A 16,405-nucleotide genomic window follows, 5' to 3' on the forward strand; every position below is an offset into this window, starting at 1 on the left:
GATGATGACCCGCCAGACCGTGACCGATCCCAGGAAGAAGAACACCAACCGCGTCGTCGCCGCCGTCTGCGTCGCCTTCTTCGGCGGCATGATCGGCATGGCCTACGCCGCGGTGCCGCTCTACAAGATGTTCTGCCAGGCCACCGGCTATGGCGGCACCACGCAGCGCGCCGAAAAGCAATATGCCGGCCGCATCCTCGACCGTGACATCACCGTGCGCTTCGACGCCAACACCAACGGCATTCCGTGGCAGTTTCAGCCGGTCGCCCGTTCGGTCACCATCAAGATCGGCGAGACCACGCAGGCGCATTACAGCGCCACCAATAAGTTCGACCGCGCCGTTACCGGCCGCGCCACCTTCAACGTGCAGCCGGAACTGGCGGGCCCCTACTTCAACAAGGTCGAGTGTTTCTGCTTCACCGACACGACGCTGAAGCCCGGCGAGACGCTGGACATGCCGGTCGTGTTCTATGTGGATCCCGGTATCGTCAACGTGCCGGAACTGAAGGACTTGAAGACGATCACCCTGTCCTACACCATGTTCCCGGTCCAAAAGAACAAGCCGGTGGCGTCATCGACGCCGAACAGCAGCAGCAAAGTTTCAGATACCGAAGCAAATCTCGGGGGTTGATATGGCAGACGCGCACGCAAAACCACAACACGACTACCATCTCGTCAACCCGAGCCCGTGGCCCTTCCTGGGGTCGATCGGCGCGCTGGTGACTGCAGTCGGCGGCGTCGCCCTGATGCAGTATCTCAAGAACGGCGATTTTCCGATTTTCGGCCACAACATCGCCAATCCATGGCTGTTCTTCATCGGCCTGGTCATCGTCCTCTACACGATGTTTGCCTGGTGGTCGGACACCATCAAGGAAGCGCATGAGGGCCACCACACGCGCGTCGTGTCGCTGCATCTGCGCTACGGCATGATCATGTTCATCGCTTCGGAAGTGATGTTCTTCGTTGCCTGGTTCTGGGCCTATTTCGATGCCAGCCTGTTTCCGAGCGAAGTGCAGAATTACGCCCGCACCGCTTTCACTGGCGGCGTCTGGCCGCCGAAGGGTCTCGAAGTCCTCGATCCCTTCCATCTGCCGCTCTACAACACCATCATCCTGCTTCTGTCGGGCACCACGGTGACATGGGCGCACCATTCGCTCATCCATGGCGACCGCAAGGGCCTGATCAACGGCCTGGTGCTGACCGTCGGCCTCGGCATGCTGTTCACCATGGTGCAGGCCTACGAGTACATGCACGCTCCGTTCGGCTTCAAGGATTCCATCTACGGCGCCACCTTCTTCATGGCGACCGGCTTCCATGGCTTCCACGTCATCATCGGCACCATCTTCCTCCTGGTCTGCCTGATCCGCGCCTGGAAAGGCGACTTCACGCCCAAGCAGCATTTCGGCTTCGAGGCGGCTGCCTGGTACTGGCACTTCGTCGACGTGGTCTGGCTGTTCCTGTTCGCATCGATCTACGTCTGGGGATCGGTCGGGGCGGTGATCGAAGGCCACTGACGGCTTTCACCGAACCGACAAATCAGAAGGGCGGTCGCGGCAACGCGGTCGCCTTTCGTCTTTTCGGCGCCGATCAATGGCCAACGGATTCGGCTGGTCGGGCTGGCTGCTTCAATTGGTCGACTGGACCGATGGCTGCATTGGGGTTACCGACTGCGACATGGACCAAATCTGGACTAGGTGCCGGATGGAACGCTGATCGAAATCGAGCCGTAAAGCATGACTATCCATGAGTGAAGATAGGGCGATCTGGCCACCCATCGAGCCGATCTCGGCCGGCCTGCACGGACGCTGCCCGCGCTGCGGCGAAGGACGGCTGTTTTCCGGCTTCCTCACCGTCGGCAAGCGCTGCAACAATTGCGGCCTCGACTATTCCTACGCCGATGCCGGCGACGGCCCGGCGGTGTTCGTCATCCTGATCATCGGCTTCATCGTCGTCGGGCTGGCGCTGTGGGTGGAGGTGACGCTGAGCCCGCCGCTGTGGCTGCATTTCATCATCTGGATACCGCTGGCCGTGGCGCTGTGCCTGACGGCGCTGAGGCTGATCAAGGGTGTGCTGCTGACGCTTCAATACGCCAACAAGGCGGCCGAAGGCCGCCTGGACCAGGGGCAATGAACGAGGCGCTGACCAAGCCCGCCGACCGCTCGCGGCCGAAGACGGCATTGCTGCTCGGCCTCGGCCTGGTGGTGTTCGTCATCCTGCTCGGGCTTGGCACATGGCAGGTGCAGCGCCTGTACTGGAAGGAAGCCCTTCTGCAGACCATCGACCAGCGCACCCATTCAGCGCCGCGGCCGCTGGCAGACGTCGAGAAGGAATTCGCCGCCACCGGTGATGTCGACTACACGCCGGTCACTGTCAGCGGGACGTTCCTGCACTCCGGCGAGCGGCATTTCTACGCCACCTGGGACGGCGACGCCGGCTTCAACGTCTATACCCCGCTGGCCCTCGACGATGGCCGCTATATCCTGATCAACCGCGGCTTCGTTCCCTATGATCTCAAGGATGCCGCCAAGCGCCCGCAAGGGCAGGTGACCGGCAAGGTCACGGTCTCCGGCCTGGCGCGCAACCCGCTGCCGGCCAAGCCGTCGATGATGCTGCCCGACAATGACGCGGCCAAGAACATCTTCTACTGGAAGGATCGTGACGTGATGGCGGCGAGTGCCGGCCTCCCGGCCGGCGCCGTGCTGGTGCCGATCTTCATCGACGCCGACAAGACGCCGAACCCGGGCGGGCTGCCGGTCGGCGGCGTCACCATCATCGACCTGCCGAATTCTCATCTGCAATATGCCTTCACCTGGTATGGCCTGGCGGCGGCTCTTGCCGCGGTTCTGATCATCAGGCTGCGCCGTCCGGCAAAGACTGAATGATCCAGAGCATGATCCCGAAAAGTGGGACCCGGTTTTCCGACAAGATCATGCTCCAACAAAGAGTTAGATCAGGTTGACCATTCAACCTGATCCAACTGCCCTTGACAGGGCAGGGGTGCACACCTCATTTCGCGTCACGATACGATCAACCGATCTGGAATCATGCTGCAGACCGCCACAAAACCACCGCTGACGATCCGGCTCTGCCAGCCGCGCGGCTTTTGCGCCGGTGTCGACCGCGCGATCCAGATCGTCGTGCTGGCGTTGAAGAAATACGGCGCGCCGGTCTATGTCCGCCACGAGATCGTGCACAACCGCTATGTCGTCGAGGGCCTGCAAAGCCTTGGCGCGGTTTTCATCGAGGAACTCTCGGAAATCCCGGCCGAGCACCGCAAGTCGCCGGTTGTCTTCTCGGCCCACGGCGTGCCGAAATCGGTGCCGGCCGACGCCAAGGCACGCGAGCTCTTCTATCTCGACGCCACCTGCCCGCTGGTCTCCAAGGTGCACAAGCAGGCGATGCGCCATCAGCGGCTCGGCCGCCATGTGCTTTTGATCGGCCATGCTGGCCATCCCGAAGTGATCGGCACCATGGGCCAGTTGACGGAAGGCGCCGTCACGCTGATCGAGACCGAAGCCGACGCTGCGACCTTTGTCCCCGCCGACCCGGAAGCCCTCGGCTTCGTCAGCCAGACAACGTTGTCGGTCGAAGACACTGCCGGCATATTGCGGGTGCTGCAGGAGCGCTTCCCGCAGCTGCATGCACCGGCCGCCGAATCGATCTGCTACGCCACCACCAACCGCCAGGAAGCGGTCAAGGAAACCGCCGCCGGCGCCGATCTCTACCTGATCGTCGGTGCGCCCAATTCCTCCAATTCGCGCCGTCTTGTGGAAGTGGCGGAGCGCGCCGGCGCCACCATGTCGCTTCTCGTACAGCGCGCTGCCGAAATTCCGTGGAATGACGTCACAAACATCTCGACGCTCGGCCTGTCTGCCGGCGCGTCGGCGCCGGAGATCATCGTCGACGAGATCATCGATGCCTTCCGCCAGCGCTTCGAGGTGACCATCGACCTGGCGATCACCGCCACCGAAACGGAGGATTTTCCAGTCATGCGGGTTCTGCGCGATGTCGAACTGACGCGGGCCGACATGGCCTTCGTCAACGGAGCCGCGTGAACAGCCCATGGCGGTCTACACCGACGTCAATGAGGGCGAACTCGGCGCGTTCCTGAGGGCATATCCGGTCGGCGAACTCTTGTCCTACAAGGGGATCGCCGAAGGCACGGAGAATTCGAATTTCCTGCTGCACACCTCAAGCGGCTCTTACATACTGACGCTCTACGAGAAGCGCGTCGACAAGGCCGACCTGCCGTTCTTCCTCGGCCTGATGGGCCATCTCGCCCGCAAAGGCATTTCCTGTCCGCTGCCGGTGACGGCGCATGACGGCACCGTCATCGGCACGCTGGCCGGCCGTCCCGCGGTCATCATCACCTTCCTCGAAGGCCTGTCGCTGCGGCGGCCGACAGCGGCGCATTGCGCGGAGGTCGGCAAGTCCCTCGCCGCACTGCATTTGGCCGGGCAGGATTTTGCGATGACGCGTAACAACGCACTGGCCATCGAGGGCTGGCGCAAACTCTGGAATGCCTCGCGCGACCGAGCCGACGAGGTCGAGCCGGGACTGGCGGCCGAGGTCGACGCCGATTTCGCGGATTTCGAACGCCATTGGCCGCAGGGCCTTCCTGCCGGCATCATCCATGCCGATCTGTTTCCCGACAATGTCTTCTTCCTCGGCGAGAAACTGTCCGGCCTCATCGACTTCTATTTCGCCTGCCACGACCTCTACGCCTATGACGTCGCCACCTGTCTCAACGCCTGGTGTTTCGAGAAGGATTTCTCCTTCAACCTGACCAAAGGCACGGCGCTGCTGGCCGGCTATCGGAGCGTGCGGCCTTTGAGCGAGGGCGAGAAAGCAGCGCTGCCGATGCTTTCGCGCGGCTCGGCGCTGCGCTTTATGCTGACCCGGCTCTATGACTGGCTGACCGTTCCCGACGGCGGGCTGGTCATGAAGCGCGATCCGACCGAATATATCCGCCGCATGCGCTTCCACCGCGCGATCAAGTCGCCTTCGGAATACGGACTGACATGACCAAGCAGGTTGAAATCTTCACCGACGGTGCCTGCTCGGGCAATCCCGGTCCCGGCGGCTGGGGCGCCATCCTGCGCTTCAACGGCAAGACCAGGGAATTGTCGGGCGGCGAGGCCGAGACGACCAATAACCGTATGGAGCTGCTGGCCGCCATCTCGGCGCTGAATGCGCTGAAGGAGCCGTGCGCCGTCGAGCTTCACACCGACAGCAAATATGTCATGGACGGTATCTCCAAATGGATCCACGGCTGGAAGAAAAACGGCTGGAAGACCGCTGACAGGAAGCCGGTCAAGAACGGTGAACTGTGGCAGGCGCTGGATGAGGCCAATCGGCGCCACAAGGTGACCTGGAACTGGGTCAAGGGCCATGCCGGCCACACCGAGAACGAACGCGCCGACGAACTCGCAAGGGAAGGTATGGCGCCGTTCAAGAGGGGCTCAGCCAAACCTGCGGCGCCGAAAGTGGCGCTGAAGCCGGCGGCATCCGAGAAGCAGCCGGCGCCACGGGCACGGCGCTCGACCCAAAGCTATTGAGCTCAAGCTATCGGCAGGGGATCTCACTCATGCCGATCGTATACTACATCACCCATCCCCAGGTTCAGATCGATGCCAACGTTCCCGTGCCGCACTGGGGGCTATCCGAGATCGGACGAGCGCGAGCATCAGCCATGCTCGATCAGCCATGGGTCGGATCGATCCGCCGTGTCGTCTCGTCGGCCGAGCGCAAGGCGATCGAAACCGCCGAGATTCTTGGCAAACACCTCGGCCTCGCGGTCGAGGTGAGGGAGCGCATGCATGAGAACGATCGGTCGGCAACCGGCTTCCTGCCGCCGCCGGAGTTCGAGGCGGTCGCCGACCAGTTCTTCGCCGACCCGCACAAAAGCATCCGCGGCTGGGAGCGGGCCATCGATGCCCAGCAACGCATTGTCAGCGAGGTCGAAACGGTGCTGGGTGCTGCCGATGGCGGCGACATTGCCTTCGTCGGCCATGGCGGCGTCGGAACATTGCTGCTGCTCTCGCTCAGCGGCCGCGCAATCAGCCGCGCGGCGGACCAGCCGGCCGGCGGTGGTAATTACTTCGCCTATGATGTCGGCACGCGCCGCGTCGTCCACGGATGGCGGCCGATAGACAGTCTGGCGCCGCGCTAAAGCGGATGTCAGGAGATCATCGATACCGTAGCCGCGATGAAGCCGCGCGCGACCAGCGGATAGAACCCGTCCTCAGCGGATCAGCAGGGCCGTGCCGTAGAGGCCGAGCGCGAACACCGTGTGCGAGATCACGTTGAAGGCGCGGATCTGTATCGCGTTGGGGCGCTTTGAGGCGGCCCAGCCGGCGCCCATGCCGGGCGCCAGCAGGAACCAGCCGGCGCCGATGGTGACCATGCCGAGGATGAAGGCCGGCAGGAAGGTCGGCGCGTCCAGCCATGCCCTGCCCACCAGCGCCACCAGGATGAAGCCGTAGACGATGCCGGTGACATAGTGGAAAGCCCAGCCCAGCGCCTGCTCATGCGCATAGGGTGCGGCTTGGGCGATATCGTCGTGGAAAACCTTGCCTTCCCTAAGGTGCCAGACCCAGCGGCCGGGCGGCCCCCAGTTCGGCCGCGGCTGGCTGAGCGCCAGATGCAGGAACAGCGCCCAAAGATCCATCAGCACCGTGGCGCCGATGCCAATCGCAATGCTGCGCAGATGATGTCAAACATCGTCGATGTCCCCCAAAGCAGGCAATCCGGCTGGAAGCGCATGGTCGTCAGGCCATGGCGCTCATGAGCCGAGGCGGCCGCCGCGGTTTAGAGCTGGCTCAGAATGTGAGCGGCACCCGATGTGTCGACTCCTGGCTTGGTCTCGACATTGAGCGCCGTGACCTTGCCGTTGTCGACGATCATCGAGAAGCGCTTCGAGCGCAATCCCATGCCGCCGCTGGAATAGTCGGAGTCGAGGCCGATCGACTTGGCGAAGTCGCCATTGCCGTCGGCGAGATAGAGGATCTTGCCTTGACCGCCGGTGAAATTGGCCCAGGCGCCCATGACATGGACATCGTTGACGGACACGACGGCGATGGTGTCGACGCCGCGGGCCATGATGGCATCGTGGTTCTCGAGATAGCCCGGCAGATGATTGTTGCTGCAGGTCGGCGTGAAGGCGCCTGGAACACCGAACAGCACGACCTTCTTGCCCGCGAAAATCTCGGCCGAGGTGATCACCTTGGCGCCGTCGGCGGTCATTTCCTTGAAGGTCGCATCGGGCAGTTTGTCGCCAACGGCAATCGTCATGATGGTCCTCGTGTGAAAAGCAGGGAAGGTTTCTTGCGATAGCGAAATCGGCCATCTCCCGCAACCGCCGACAAGGCCTGGATCAAGGGAAAGCCTGGATCGGGTCGGTATCAGGGAAACGGCAGAACGCCCTCGACCGCGCCTTCGGCACTTGTCAGGGTGTAATACAACCCGCCATCGGTCGGTGTCGTCGACGGCCGGTCGAGGATCGGAATGGTAAACACAAGCCGGCCGTCCTTCTCGTTGCGCGCAGGCGCCCCGAACATATAGTCGCGACCCCCGGCGACGAATAAATCCGCCGCCTCCGGATCGCCGGGAAAAGTCGCCTCGACGATCAGCGTCTCATGGTCGCCCGGCAGCACCTTGATCCCGAAATCGGGCTTGGCAGGCGCGGGCAAGGTGGCGAGTGCCGCCTTCACCAGCGCCGCATCCTCGGCATTGTCGGGATCGGCGGCGGGATCGACGCTCAGTCGCGTCTGCACCGGAACACAGATCGTCTCGCAGATGCCGAGAAAGATGTCGGCATCGATGACGGCCGCATCCCCAGGCGACGACAAAGTGAATGTCACCGGCAGCGAGACCGGATGGTTGTAGCCGGCCCATTTGCCGTAGCCGTCGTCATGGCGTTGCGGCGGCGGGAAGGAAAACGCCGCATCGGTGATGTTGGTGCTGGCCGAAACGTCGATCTGCGGCGGCACGCCGGCGTCGCCCGGATCACGCCAATAGGTCTTCCAGCCGGGCTTGAGCGCGATGTCGAGCACGCCATGGATGCGGCCTGCCTCGTCGGCCTTGCCTGATGTCACCAGCCGCACCTTGCCCCCTTCGCTGTTGTACCAGTCGGAAGACGAGGCGGCGGCGGGAATAGCTGCTCCGCATCCGATGGCGGCGCCGAGCAGCAGGATTTTCAAGCTTTGCATGGCGTTGATTTGATCGTCAGTTCATGGCCGCGCAATGTTTTCATGGCGCTCTGCGTATCATATTTGCGTGACCTTCGGGCAAGGAACAGTTGGATTCAAGCAATCGGCCGAGCAAAGTTCGCAGTCAAGATTCCGTTGTTCCAACCGTTGGGCTTTGGCCGAATCGCACGCGGCGCATCTTTTCGGCGTCCCGGAAACGCGTTACGCTCCCGTCCATGGATTTGTTGCGCCACAAAAAGACGGCCGGTGGACGCGGCTTTCTTGACGACCAGTTTCTGATTGCCATGCCCGGCATGAAGGACGATCGCTTCACGCGCTCGGTCATCTACATCTGTGCGCACAGCGATGAAGGCGCCATGGGCCTGATCATCAACCAGACGCAGCAGATGCTGTTTCCCGATCTTCTGGTGCAGCTCGGCATCATGAACGAGCAGGAGGCGATCAGGCTGCCGGCGCAGGCTCGCGACTTCGTCGTGCGCAATGGCGGCCCCGTCGACCGCAGCCGCGGCTTCGTCCTGCACTCGGGCGACTACCGGGTGGAATCCTCGCTCACCGTCTCCGACGATATCTGCCTGACCGCGACGGTCGACATATTGCGCGCCATCTCGTCCGGCCGCGGCCCGCGGCGCGCATTGATGGCGCTCGGCTATTCCGGCTGGGGCGCCGGCCAGCTGGAAACCGAGATCGCCGAGAATGGCTGGCTGACCTGTCCGGCCACGCCGGAGCTGCTGTTCGACGCCGACATCGAGCGGAAGTACGACCGCATCCTGGCATCGATCGGGATTGATCTGGCGCATTTGAGCCTGGCCGCGGGGCACGCCTGAGGCCTCGCCTTCGCCGACGTTCCGCCGAACCTTCGCGACTAGCCGAAGCCGCCCGCCACTTTCGCCATCCTAGGGTCTGCGCCGCGTCGCTGCGCTCCTTGCTTCGCCCTAGGATGACGAAGGCGCGGTCGCTTCAGGGGTTCATTCCAATGTAACCACGCGCCTGCACGACGCATGCCTCACCCGTCACGCCTGCGTCATCGGGTACTGCTCTTTCAACGCCTTCAGCACCTGGTCGCCTGGCATCGGCGCGCCGAACATGAAGCTTTGCACATATTCGCAGCCCATCTGGCGCAGTTCCAGCGCATCGCTTTCGTCGGAAATGCCCTCGGCCACCACCGACAGGCCGAGTTCATGCGCCATGTTGACCATGGATTTGAGCAGCACCGCCCGCTTCGGCGTCGCGTCGTCGACGAAGCTCTTGTCGATCTTGATGGTGTCGAAGGGGAAGCGGGTCAGATAGGCGAGCGAGGAATAGCCGGTGCCGAAATCGTCCAGCGACAGGCCGATGCCGAGCTGCTTGAGCTTGGTCAGCACATGCGAGGTTTGCTCTGGATTGTCCATCACCAGCGATTCGGTAAGTTCGAGCCGGAAGCAGCGCGGCTTCAGATTGGCGCGCGCGATGACCGAGCGGACATCGCTGACCAGGTCGCGGCGGATCAGCTGGCGACTGGACAGATTGACCGACACCGACAGCGGCGTGTCGCCGATCTGCTTTTGCCAACCGGCGAGGTCTTCGGCCGCCTGCTGCATGGCAAACAGCCCAAGCTGCACGATCAGGCCACAGCTTTCGGCGACCGGGATGAAATCGCCCGGCGGGATCATGCCGCGGCGCGGATGGTCCCACCTCAGCAGCGCCTCGAAGCCGGCAATGCTGCCGTCCTCCAGCCGTACGATCGGCTGGTAGGCAAGGGTGAACTCACGCCGCTCGATGGCGCGGCGCAGATCGGATTCGAATTGCAGCCGGTCGGTGCCGACGGTGCGGAAGGCCGGCCGGAACGGCTCGATCCTGTCACCGCCGAAGCGCTTGGCCTGGTGCATGGCAAGCTCGGCGTCCTTGACCATGTCTTCTGCCGAAGTCTGCGCCGAGGTCCAGGTGATCAGGCCGATCGAGGCAGTCAGCACGATCTCGCGCTTGGCGAAGGTGATCGGGTTGTTGATCGCGTGCTTGATGGCGTCTGCCACCGCCGCGATGCGGGAGGGTTCCTGTTCGGAGAGCAGCATCAGGGCGAACTGGTCACCGGCAAAGCGCGACAGCGAATCCTTCGGTTTCAACAGCCGGTGCAAGCGGCGCGCAATGGTGAGCAGGATGGTGTCGCCGGCCGAGATGCCAAGCCCGTCATTGACCTGCTTGAAACGGTCGATGTCGATGACGAAGACGGTGGGGCGCACCTTCTCTTCGGTGCGCGCGATCGAGATGATGGCTTCCAGCCGGTTCATCAGAAGTTCGCGGTTGGGCAGGCCGGTCAGATTGTCGTGAACGGCATCGTGCAGCAGCCTTTCCTCGGACTTTTTCTGCTCGGTAACGTCGACCATGGTGCCGACGCAGCGAATCACTTCGCCATCCGAGCCGATCACCGGCCGCGCCCGAAGCAAGAACCAGTGGTAGTGCCCGTCGGCGCCGCGCAGGCGGAAATTCTGCGAGACCCGGCCGCGCCGATGTTCGAGCACCACGTCGAGCGTGGTGCGGAACGTGTCGCGGTCGTCGGCATGCAGCACCGGCAGCCAGTTGCGGGCCGCACCCCCCAGGCTGTTGGGAGCGAGGCCAAGCTGGATGCTGACGTCGGGCTTGGTGACGACGCGGTCGCGCAGCACGTCCCAGTCCCACACCGTGTCGCCGGAGCCGGCTACGGCCAGCGCCTGCCGTTCGAGGTCGGAGAACAGGCCCTGATGCAGCGCGCCGCCGGCAAAGGCATGCTGCATGACGGTGAAGCCGATCAAAAGGATGATCAGGATCAGCCCGCCGCCCAATGCCGGCTGGGCGATGTCGTTGTCGAGCATGCCGGTGATCGCCATCCACGACCCGCATAGCCATAGCAGCACCATCACCCAACTGGGCACCAGCATGATCGCACGGTCATAACCACGAAGACCGAGCAGGATGATGAGGCCAAGCCCGGTCAGCGCGGTGGCGGCGAAGGACAGCCGGGCAATACCGGCGGCGACGGCCGGATCGATGATGGCCACACCCGCAATCAGCACCAGGCCGAGGATCCAGACCAGCGCGCCATAGCTGAAATGGCCGTGCCACCGGTTGAGGTTGAGATAGGCGAACAGGAACACCACGAAGGTCGCCGCAAGCGCCACCTCCGTTCCCGCCCGCCACATCTGCTCGTTCCCGGGCGATATCTCTATGATCTTGTTTAGAAAGCCGAAATCGACGCAGATATAGGCAAGTACCGCCCACGCAAGTGCGGCTGTCGCCGGAAACATCGAGGTTCCCTTGACGACGAAAAGGATGGTCAGGAAGAGCGCCAGCAGCCCGGCGATGCCGATGACGATGCCGCGGAACAGCGTATAGGAATTGACCGAGTCCTTGTAGGCTTCCGGCTCCCATAGATAGACCTGCGGCAGCTTCGGCGAGGCGAGTTCGGCGATGAAGGTGATCACCGTTCCCGGGTTCAGCGTCACCCGGAACACGTCGGCGTCGGAGCTTGACTGCCGGTCGAGCGCGAAGCCCTCGCTGGGGGTGATCGCGGCGATGCGGGTGGCGCCGAGATCGGGCCAGAAGATGCCGGAATTCACCAGCCGGAAATGCGGCGCCACGATCAGCCGGTCGAGCTGCTGGTCGGTGGTGTTGGCGAGCGCGAATACCGCCCAGTCGCCGCTCGAGCGCGCGTCATTGGCCTCGACCTCGATGCGCCGCACGATGCCGTCGGGACCGGGCGCGGTCGACACCTGGAAGTTTTCGCCCTGATTGACGTAGATCTGGACGGCGCGCGACAGGTCGAGCGCGACATCGTCGCGGGCAATCTTGATCGGTTCGACGGCGAAGGCCGGGAGCGCCGCGCAAAGCGTGACGACAACCGCCAGAACAAAGGCCAACAGCGACCCGTTTCGCAGGAAATTCGTCAAAAATCAGTCCTTCGTTCCAGCGCCCGGCGGATCGTCCGCGATCCGGGCGTAGAGGTAGTGGTCCTGCCAGATGCCGTTGATCCTGAGGTAGGATCGCAGAAGTCCTTCGCGCCGGAATCCGGCTTTTTCAAGCACGCGGATCGACCGGACATTGTCGGGAATACAGGCAGCTTCGATCCGGTGCAACCTCAGCGTATCGAAGGCGAAGCGGCAGACCACCTTGACCGCGTCGGTCATCAGGCCGCGGCCGCCAAACCGCTCCCCGATCCAGTACCCGACATGGCCGCTTTGCGAGACGCCGTGGCGGATATTGCCGAGCGTAATGCCGCCGGCAAGCTTGCCGCTCGCCTTCTCGAAGATGAAGAAGGCGATGGCTGTCCCCTGCGCATAGTCTTCGCGGTAGCGGCCGATGCGCAGCCGCCAGGCGGTGCGGTCGAGTTCATCGGGCGTCCAGCGCGGCTCCCACGGTTCGAGGAAGGCACGGCTTTCGCCGCGCACCGCTGACCATTCGCGATAGTCGTTGGTGTAGGGCACGCGCAGCATGACCCGGTCGCCTTTCAGTGCCGGCAGGTCACGGCGAAAGAAAGGGAGCGCGAACACCGGCGCTTGAAGGCTTAGACGGCGAGCTTGCGGGCCGTGGTGTGCGTGCCCGCAAGCGAATCGAGAATCGCCTCATAGGGCGCGAGCGTACCCACCGGTCCAACCGCGGTCAGCGTCGGCTTGGTCGAAAACAGCCGGGACGAAAGGTCGGTCAGCCGCTCGACGGTCAGCGCCGACAGCCGTTCCATCAATTCCTCCTTGGCGATCGGCCGACCGAACAGAAGCAGCTGCCTGGCGATCTGCGAGGCGCGGCTGGCCGGGCTTTCAGCCGACATGATCAGGCCGGCGCGATATTGCGCGCGGGCGCGGTCGAGCTCTTCCTGAAGGATATTCTCGCCGGCCTTCTGCAGCTCGTCGATAATGACCGGCACCAGTTCGGCAATGTCGCTCTGCCCGGTCGCGGCATGAACGCCGAAGATGCCGGTATCGGAAAAACCCCAGTGGAAGGCATAGACCGAATAGCACAGGCCACGCTTTTCGCGGACCTCCTGGAACAGCCGGGACGACATGCCGCCGCCGAGGATCATCGACAGCACCTGCGAAGCGTAGAAATCGCGCACATGATAGGCTCGGCCTTCGAAGCCGAGCACGATCTGCGCGTCCATCAGGTCGCGATCCTCGCGGAAATCGCCGCCGACATACTGCGCATATTGCGGCATCGTGCTGTCGGACTTGCTGCGGAAACCGCCGAGCTGCTTTTCGACCTCGCGCACGAAATTGTCATGCTTGATGTCGCCTGCCGCCACGATCACCATCTTCTCGGCGCCATACTGGCGCTCTATGAAATCATGCAGCTGTTTGGAGGTGAAGGATTTGACGGTTTCCGGCGTGCCGAGGATCGAGCGGCCGATCGTCTGGTGGCGGAAGGCGGTCTCGGTGAAACGGTCGAAGACGATGTCGTCGGGCGTGTCGTGCGCGGCGCCGATCTCCTGCAGGATCACATGCTGCTCGCGCTCCAGTTCCTCTGGGTCGAATTCGGACTCCTGCAGGATATCGGCAAGGATATCCACCGCCAGCGGCACATCGTCGGACAGCACCCTGGCGTAATAGGACGTCGTCTCGACTGATGTGGCGGCATTGATCTCGCCGCCGACATCCTCGATTTCCGAGGCGATCTCGAAGGCCGTCCGCCTTTTCGTACCCTTGAAGGCCATATGCTCGAGCAGATGGGCCATTCCGTGCTCGTCGTCACGCTCATTGCGGGCGCCGGACTTGACCCAGGCGCCAAGGGCAACGGATTCGAGGCTTGGAAGGGTTTCGGTGGCGACTGTCAGGCCGTTCGACAGACGGCTTACCTCAACACCCATATGGCAAGTACTCCCTAACGCGCTGCCCTTGAGTGGCGGCTCACGTAATCTTCCACCATTTTCAGGTCGGATGGAAGTACCGTGTACTTTTCGTCGGCTGACATCAAGGACCCCAGCCATGCGGGCAGGGCCGGCGACACGCCGCAGGCGGCTTCGACCGCGGCCGGGAACTTGGCCGGGTGCGCCGTGCCCAGCACCACCATCGGCACTGCACCGTCAGCCTTGCCGGCGGCGACATGCACGGCCGCGGCCGTGTGCGGATCGAGCAGATAATTGCTGGATTCGAGCGTTGAACGGATGGTGGCGGCAACCTCGTCCATATCAGCGCGTCCGGCGTCGAATTCGGACCGCATCCGGTCGATTTCTGCGGTCTCGATGGTGAAGGCGCCGGATTGCTTGAGGCCGGCCATGTAACGCCGCACCGTCTCTGCGTTACGGTCGCAGGCCTCGAACAGCAGTCGCTCGAAGTTCGACGATACCTGGATGTCCATCGATGGCGACGTCGTCGCAAACACACCCTTGGTGCGGTATTCACCGGTCGCGAAAGTGCGCGCCAATATGTCGTTGTCGTTGGTGGCGACGATCAGCCGCTCGATCGGCAGGCCCATCTTCTTGGCGGCGTAACCGGCGAAAATATCGCCGAAATTGCCGGTCGGCACGGTAAAGGAGACCGGCCTGTCCGGCGCGCCGAGCGAAAGCGCCGAGGAAAAATAATAGACGATCTGGGCCATGATGCGGGCCCAGTTGATCGAATTGACGCCCGACAGCGACACGCGATCACGAAAACGATGATCGTTGAACATATCCTTCAGCAGGCCGTGGCAATCGTCGAAATTGCCTTCGATCGCCAGCGCCTGGACGTTGGCGGCAGTCGATGTCGTCATCTGCCGCTGCTGCACCGGCGAGACGCGGCCATGCGGGAACATCACGAAAATGTCAGTTCGGTCGCGGCCGGCGAAGGCATCGATGGCGGCGCCGCCAGTGTCACCCGAGGTCGCGCCGACGATGGTGGCGCGCTGGCCACGCTCAGTCAGTACATGGTCCATCAGCCGGGCAAGCAGCTGCATGGCAACGTCCTTGAAGGCCAGCGTCGGACCGTGGAAGAGCTCGAGGATGAACGTGTTGGCGCCGGTCTGCACCAGCGGGCAGACGGCCCGGTGGCGGAAGGTGGCATAGGCTTCTCGCACCAGGCGCTCGAAGACGGGTGCGGCGATCTCGCCGCCGAGGAAGGGCGTCAGCACGCGGATGGCGAGGTCCGCATAGGGCAGGCCGCGCATGGTGCGGATCTCGGCTGCCGAAAACTGCGGCCATGTCTGCGGCACATAAAGCCCGCCGTCGCGGGCCAGCCCCGCCAGCACCGCATCGGCAAATCCAAGCACGGGCGCATCCCCGCGGGTACTCACATAGCGCATCGTCAAAGGTCCATTGCTGCCGCCGGTTTCATCCACGGCAATTGGTTAATTTTCCGAGCCGCCTCAGTCGCATTTTTGCCGTGGCGTTGCTATACGTCACCAACTTTGCGAGAGGGAAGTGCAGTTTCATGGCGTTTCATAAGTTCAACCGTCGCTTTGTCGCGGGTCTGGTGCTAACGGGCTTTATGCTTGCCGCCGCCGGTTGCCAATCGAGCGACAATGGCATCCTCAATCTCGGTTTCGGCAAGAAGACCGACCCGAATGCGCCAATACCGCCTCAGGATCCCAAGGTTCTCGCCAGCCAGTTGCAGGCCTACTGCCCGAAAGTGACGGTGCGTGACGGCACCGCCTACTTCAATACCTACGCCAAGGGCGCGCCGCAGCCGAAAAAGAAAAAGGCTGATGCAACACAGGATGCCGAGGCCGCTGCCGCCGCGCAGACGGCGCCTGACGGCTCCATCGTCGATCCGAACAAGGATCCGGCCAAGATCATCTACCAGGCCTCGATCAGCGATGTGAGCCGCGATTGCAGCCGTGCCAACGGCCAGTTGACGATGAAGGTTGGGGTTGCCGGCAAGATCGTGCCGGGACCGCTGTTCGCCCCCGGCACCATCACCATGCCGATCCGCATTGCCGTCATGCACGGCCCCGACGTACTTTATTCGCAGATCCACCCCTATCAGATCCAGGTCAGCGATCCCTCGACCGCCACCCAGTTCGTGTTCACCGATCCCAACGTCGTCGTGCCCGAACCCTCCGCCCGGGATTACACTGTCTATGCCGGCTATGACGACACCGCGCCGGCGGCGGTGGACAAGAAGTCCGGCAAGAAAAAGAAGCGCGCTCCGGCGACGAACTAAGCGCCTGGGCGCCGTCGCTGCTGCGACGGTGCCGGTCAACTCTTTGAAAGATCCAAACGATCCGATCGTAATCCTGCAGGCGTGCGCCTGCGGCAGGTCGCGTCTGCGCTTTAATCT

General features: G+C 63.1%; 16 protein-coding genes and 1 pseudogene. 10 read left to right on the top strand and 7 right to left on the bottom strand.

The features are described from left to right. Positions 1-4 precede the first annotated feature (4 nt). The 8 genes from AC3CCE_RS27355 to AC3CCE_RS27390 all read left to right on the top strand — a co-directional run bounded on the left by AC3CCE_RS27355 (position 5) and on the right by AC3CCE_RS27390 (position 6,172). Positions 5-631, top strand: coding sequence for a cytochrome c oxidase assembly protein (locus tag AC3CCE_RS27355; protein WP_352512896.1), 627 nt, complete (start codon positions 5-7; stop codon positions 629-631). Between the two features lies 1 nt (position 632). After that, a complete protein-coding gene (locus AC3CCE_RS27360) occupies positions 633-1,514 on the top strand; it encodes a cytochrome c oxidase subunit 3 (RefSeq protein WP_023668416.1) in 882 nt (293 codons plus the stop codon). A 229-nt stretch (positions 1,515-1,743) separates the two neighbouring features. Then, on the top strand, positions 1,744-2,130 hold the full coding sequence (locus AC3CCE_RS27365) for a DUF983 domain-containing protein (RefSeq protein ID WP_023668414.1): 387 nt from the start codon (positions 1,744-1,746) through the stop codon (positions 2,128-2,130). Then, complete coding sequence (locus AC3CCE_RS27370) at positions 2,127-2,882, top strand: SURF1 family protein (RefSeq protein WP_352512895.1); 756 nt, start codon at positions 2,127-2,129, stop codon at positions 2,880-2,882. The genes AC3CCE_RS27365 and AC3CCE_RS27370 overlap by 4 nt, the downstream gene beginning before the upstream one ends. A 162-nt stretch (positions 2,883-3,044) precedes the next feature. Next, complete coding sequence (gene ispH, locus AC3CCE_RS27375; RefSeq protein WP_352512894.1) at positions 3,045-4,055, top strand: 4-hydroxy-3-methylbut-2-enyl diphosphate reductase; 1,011 nt, start codon at positions 3,045-3,047, stop codon at positions 4,053-4,055. A 7-nt stretch (positions 4,056-4,062) separates the two neighbouring features. Further along, positions 4,063-5,025: a homoserine kinase gene (locus AC3CCE_RS27380; protein WP_352626072.1), complete on the top strand. Its 963-nt coding sequence runs from the start codon at positions 4,063-4,065 to the stop codon at positions 5,023-5,025. Then, positions 5,022-5,558, top strand: coding sequence for a ribonuclease HI (gene rnhA, locus AC3CCE_RS27385; protein ID WP_352512892.1), 537 nt, complete (start codon positions 5,022-5,024; stop codon positions 5,556-5,558). The genes AC3CCE_RS27380 and rnhA overlap by 4 nt, the downstream gene beginning before the upstream one ends. A gap of 29 nt (positions 5,559-5,587) precedes the next feature. Continuing rightward, positions 5,588-6,172: a histidine phosphatase family protein gene (locus AC3CCE_RS27390; RefSeq protein WP_023692069.1), complete on the top strand. Its 585-nt coding sequence runs from the start codon at positions 5,588-5,590 to the stop codon at positions 6,170-6,172. 72 nt (positions 6,173-6,244) lie between these two features. Here the strand turns inward: AC3CCE_RS27390 and AC3CCE_RS27395 are convergent. The 3 genes and pseudogenes from AC3CCE_RS27395 to AC3CCE_RS27405 form a co-directional block, all read right to left on the bottom strand. Next, a pseudogene (locus AC3CCE_RS27395) lies at positions 6,245-6,723 on the bottom strand (DUF2938 domain-containing protein). An 87-nt stretch (positions 6,724-6,810) separates the two neighbouring features. After that, a complete protein-coding gene (locus AC3CCE_RS27400) occupies positions 6,811-7,293 on the bottom strand; it encodes a peroxiredoxin (RefSeq protein WP_352512891.1) in 483 nt (160 codons plus the stop codon). A 110-nt stretch (positions 7,294-7,403) separates the two neighbouring features. Beyond that, a complete protein-coding gene (locus tag AC3CCE_RS27405; RefSeq protein WP_352512890.1) occupies positions 7,404-8,210 on the bottom strand; it encodes a protein-disulfide reductase DsbD domain-containing protein in 807 nt (268 codons plus the stop codon). A gap of 215 nt (positions 8,211-8,425) precedes the next feature. On the opposite strand from AC3CCE_RS27405, the gene AC3CCE_RS27410 reads away from it, so the two are divergent. Further along, the gene (locus AC3CCE_RS27410; protein ID WP_023668405.1) at positions 8,426-9,034 is read left to right on the top strand and encodes a YqgE/AlgH family protein; all 609 of its coding nucleotides are present in this window, start codon (positions 8,426-8,428) and stop codon (positions 9,032-9,034) included. 186 nt (positions 9,035-9,220) lie between these two features. Here the strand turns inward: AC3CCE_RS27410 and AC3CCE_RS27415 are convergent, their stop codons facing one another. From AC3CCE_RS27415 to thrC, 4 genes are read right to left on the bottom strand one after another with little or no spacing between them, the layout of a single operon-like run. Then, positions 9,221-12,109 (bottom strand): EAL domain-containing protein, encoded by a 2,889-nt coding sequence (locus tag AC3CCE_RS27415; RefSeq protein ID WP_023706671.1) that lies wholly within the window; start codon positions 12,107-12,109, stop codon positions 9,221-9,223. A gap of 3 nt (positions 12,110-12,112) precedes the next feature. Next, the gene (locus AC3CCE_RS27420; RefSeq protein WP_023668403.1) at positions 12,113-12,709 is read right to left on the bottom strand and encodes a GNAT family N-acetyltransferase; all 597 of its coding nucleotides are present in this window, start codon (positions 12,707-12,709) and stop codon (positions 12,113-12,115) included. 14 nt (positions 12,710-12,723) lie between these two features. Next, the gene (locus AC3CCE_RS27425) at positions 12,724-14,016 is read right to left on the bottom strand and encodes a M16 family metallopeptidase (RefSeq protein WP_023668402.1); all 1,293 of its coding nucleotides are present in this window, start codon (positions 14,014-14,016) and stop codon (positions 12,724-12,726) included. 14 nt (positions 14,017-14,030) lie between these two features. Continuing rightward, entirely contained in the window at positions 14,031-15,428 is a 1,398-nt protein-coding gene (thrC, locus tag AC3CCE_RS27430; RefSeq protein WP_352626073.1) for a threonine synthase, read from the bottom strand. 128 nt (positions 15,429-15,556) lie between these two features. On the opposite strand from thrC, the gene AC3CCE_RS27435 reads away from it, so the two are divergent. Continuing rightward, positions 15,557-16,288: a hypothetical protein gene (locus tag AC3CCE_RS27435; RefSeq protein WP_352626074.1), complete on the top strand. Its 732-nt coding sequence runs from the start codon at positions 15,557-15,559 to the stop codon at positions 16,286-16,288. Positions 16,289-16,405: the final 117 nt, after the last annotated feature.

It is taken from the genome of Mesorhizobium sp. P160187 (assembly GCF_057766425.1).

Excerpts from the sequence above, each read along its gene's own strand:
- AC3CCE_RS27390 (WP_023692069.1), top strand. The coding sequence starts at position 5,588 with ATGCCGATCGTATACTACATCACCCATCCCCAGGTTCAGATCGATGCC.
- AC3CCE_RS27380 (WP_352626072.1), top strand. The coding sequence starts at position 4,063 with ATGGCGGTCTACACCGACGTCAATGAGGGCGAACTCGGCGCGTTCCTG.
- AC3CCE_RS27400 (WP_352512891.1), bottom strand. The coding sequence starts at position 7,293 with ATGACGATTGCCGTTGGCGACAAACTGCCCGATGCGACCTTCAAGGAA.
- AC3CCE_RS27360 (WP_023668416.1), top strand. The coding sequence starts at position 633 with ATGGCAGACGCGCACGCAAAACCACAACACGACTACCATCTCGTCAAC.
- thrC (WP_352626073.1), bottom strand. The coding sequence starts at position 15,428 with ATGCGCTATGTGAGTACCCGCGGGGATGCGCCCGTGCTTGGATTTGCC.
- AC3CCE_RS27405 (WP_352512890.1), bottom strand. The coding sequence starts at position 8,210 with ATGCAAAGCTTGAAAATCCTGCTGCTCGGCGCCGCCATCGGATGCGGA.
- ispH (WP_352512894.1), top strand. The coding sequence starts at position 3,045 with ATGCTGCAGACCGCCACAAAACCACCGCTGACGATCCGGCTCTGCCAG.
- AC3CCE_RS27435 (WP_352626074.1), top strand. The coding sequence starts at position 15,557 with ATGGCGTTTCATAAGTTCAACCGTCGCTTTGTCGCGGGTCTGGTGCTA.
- AC3CCE_RS27355 (WP_352512896.1), top strand. The coding sequence starts at position 5 with ATGACCCGCCAGACCGTGACCGATCCCAGGAAGAAGAACACCAACCGC.
- AC3CCE_RS27425 (WP_023668402.1), bottom strand. The coding sequence starts at position 14,016 with ATGGGTGTTGAGGTAAGCCGTCTGTCGAACGGCCTGACAGTCGCCACC.
- AC3CCE_RS27365 (WP_023668414.1), top strand. The coding sequence starts at position 1,744 with ATGAGTGAAGATAGGGCGATCTGGCCACCCATCGAGCCGATCTCGGCC.
- rnhA (WP_352512892.1), top strand. The coding sequence starts at position 5,022 with ATGACCAAGCAGGTTGAAATCTTCACCGACGGTGCCTGCTCGGGCAAT.
- AC3CCE_RS27410 (WP_023668405.1), top strand. The coding sequence starts at position 8,426 with ATGGATTTGTTGCGCCACAAAAAGACGGCCGGTGGACGCGGCTTTCTT.
- AC3CCE_RS27370 (WP_352512895.1), top strand. The coding sequence starts at position 2,127 with ATGAACGAGGCGCTGACCAAGCCCGCCGACCGCTCGCGGCCGAAGACG.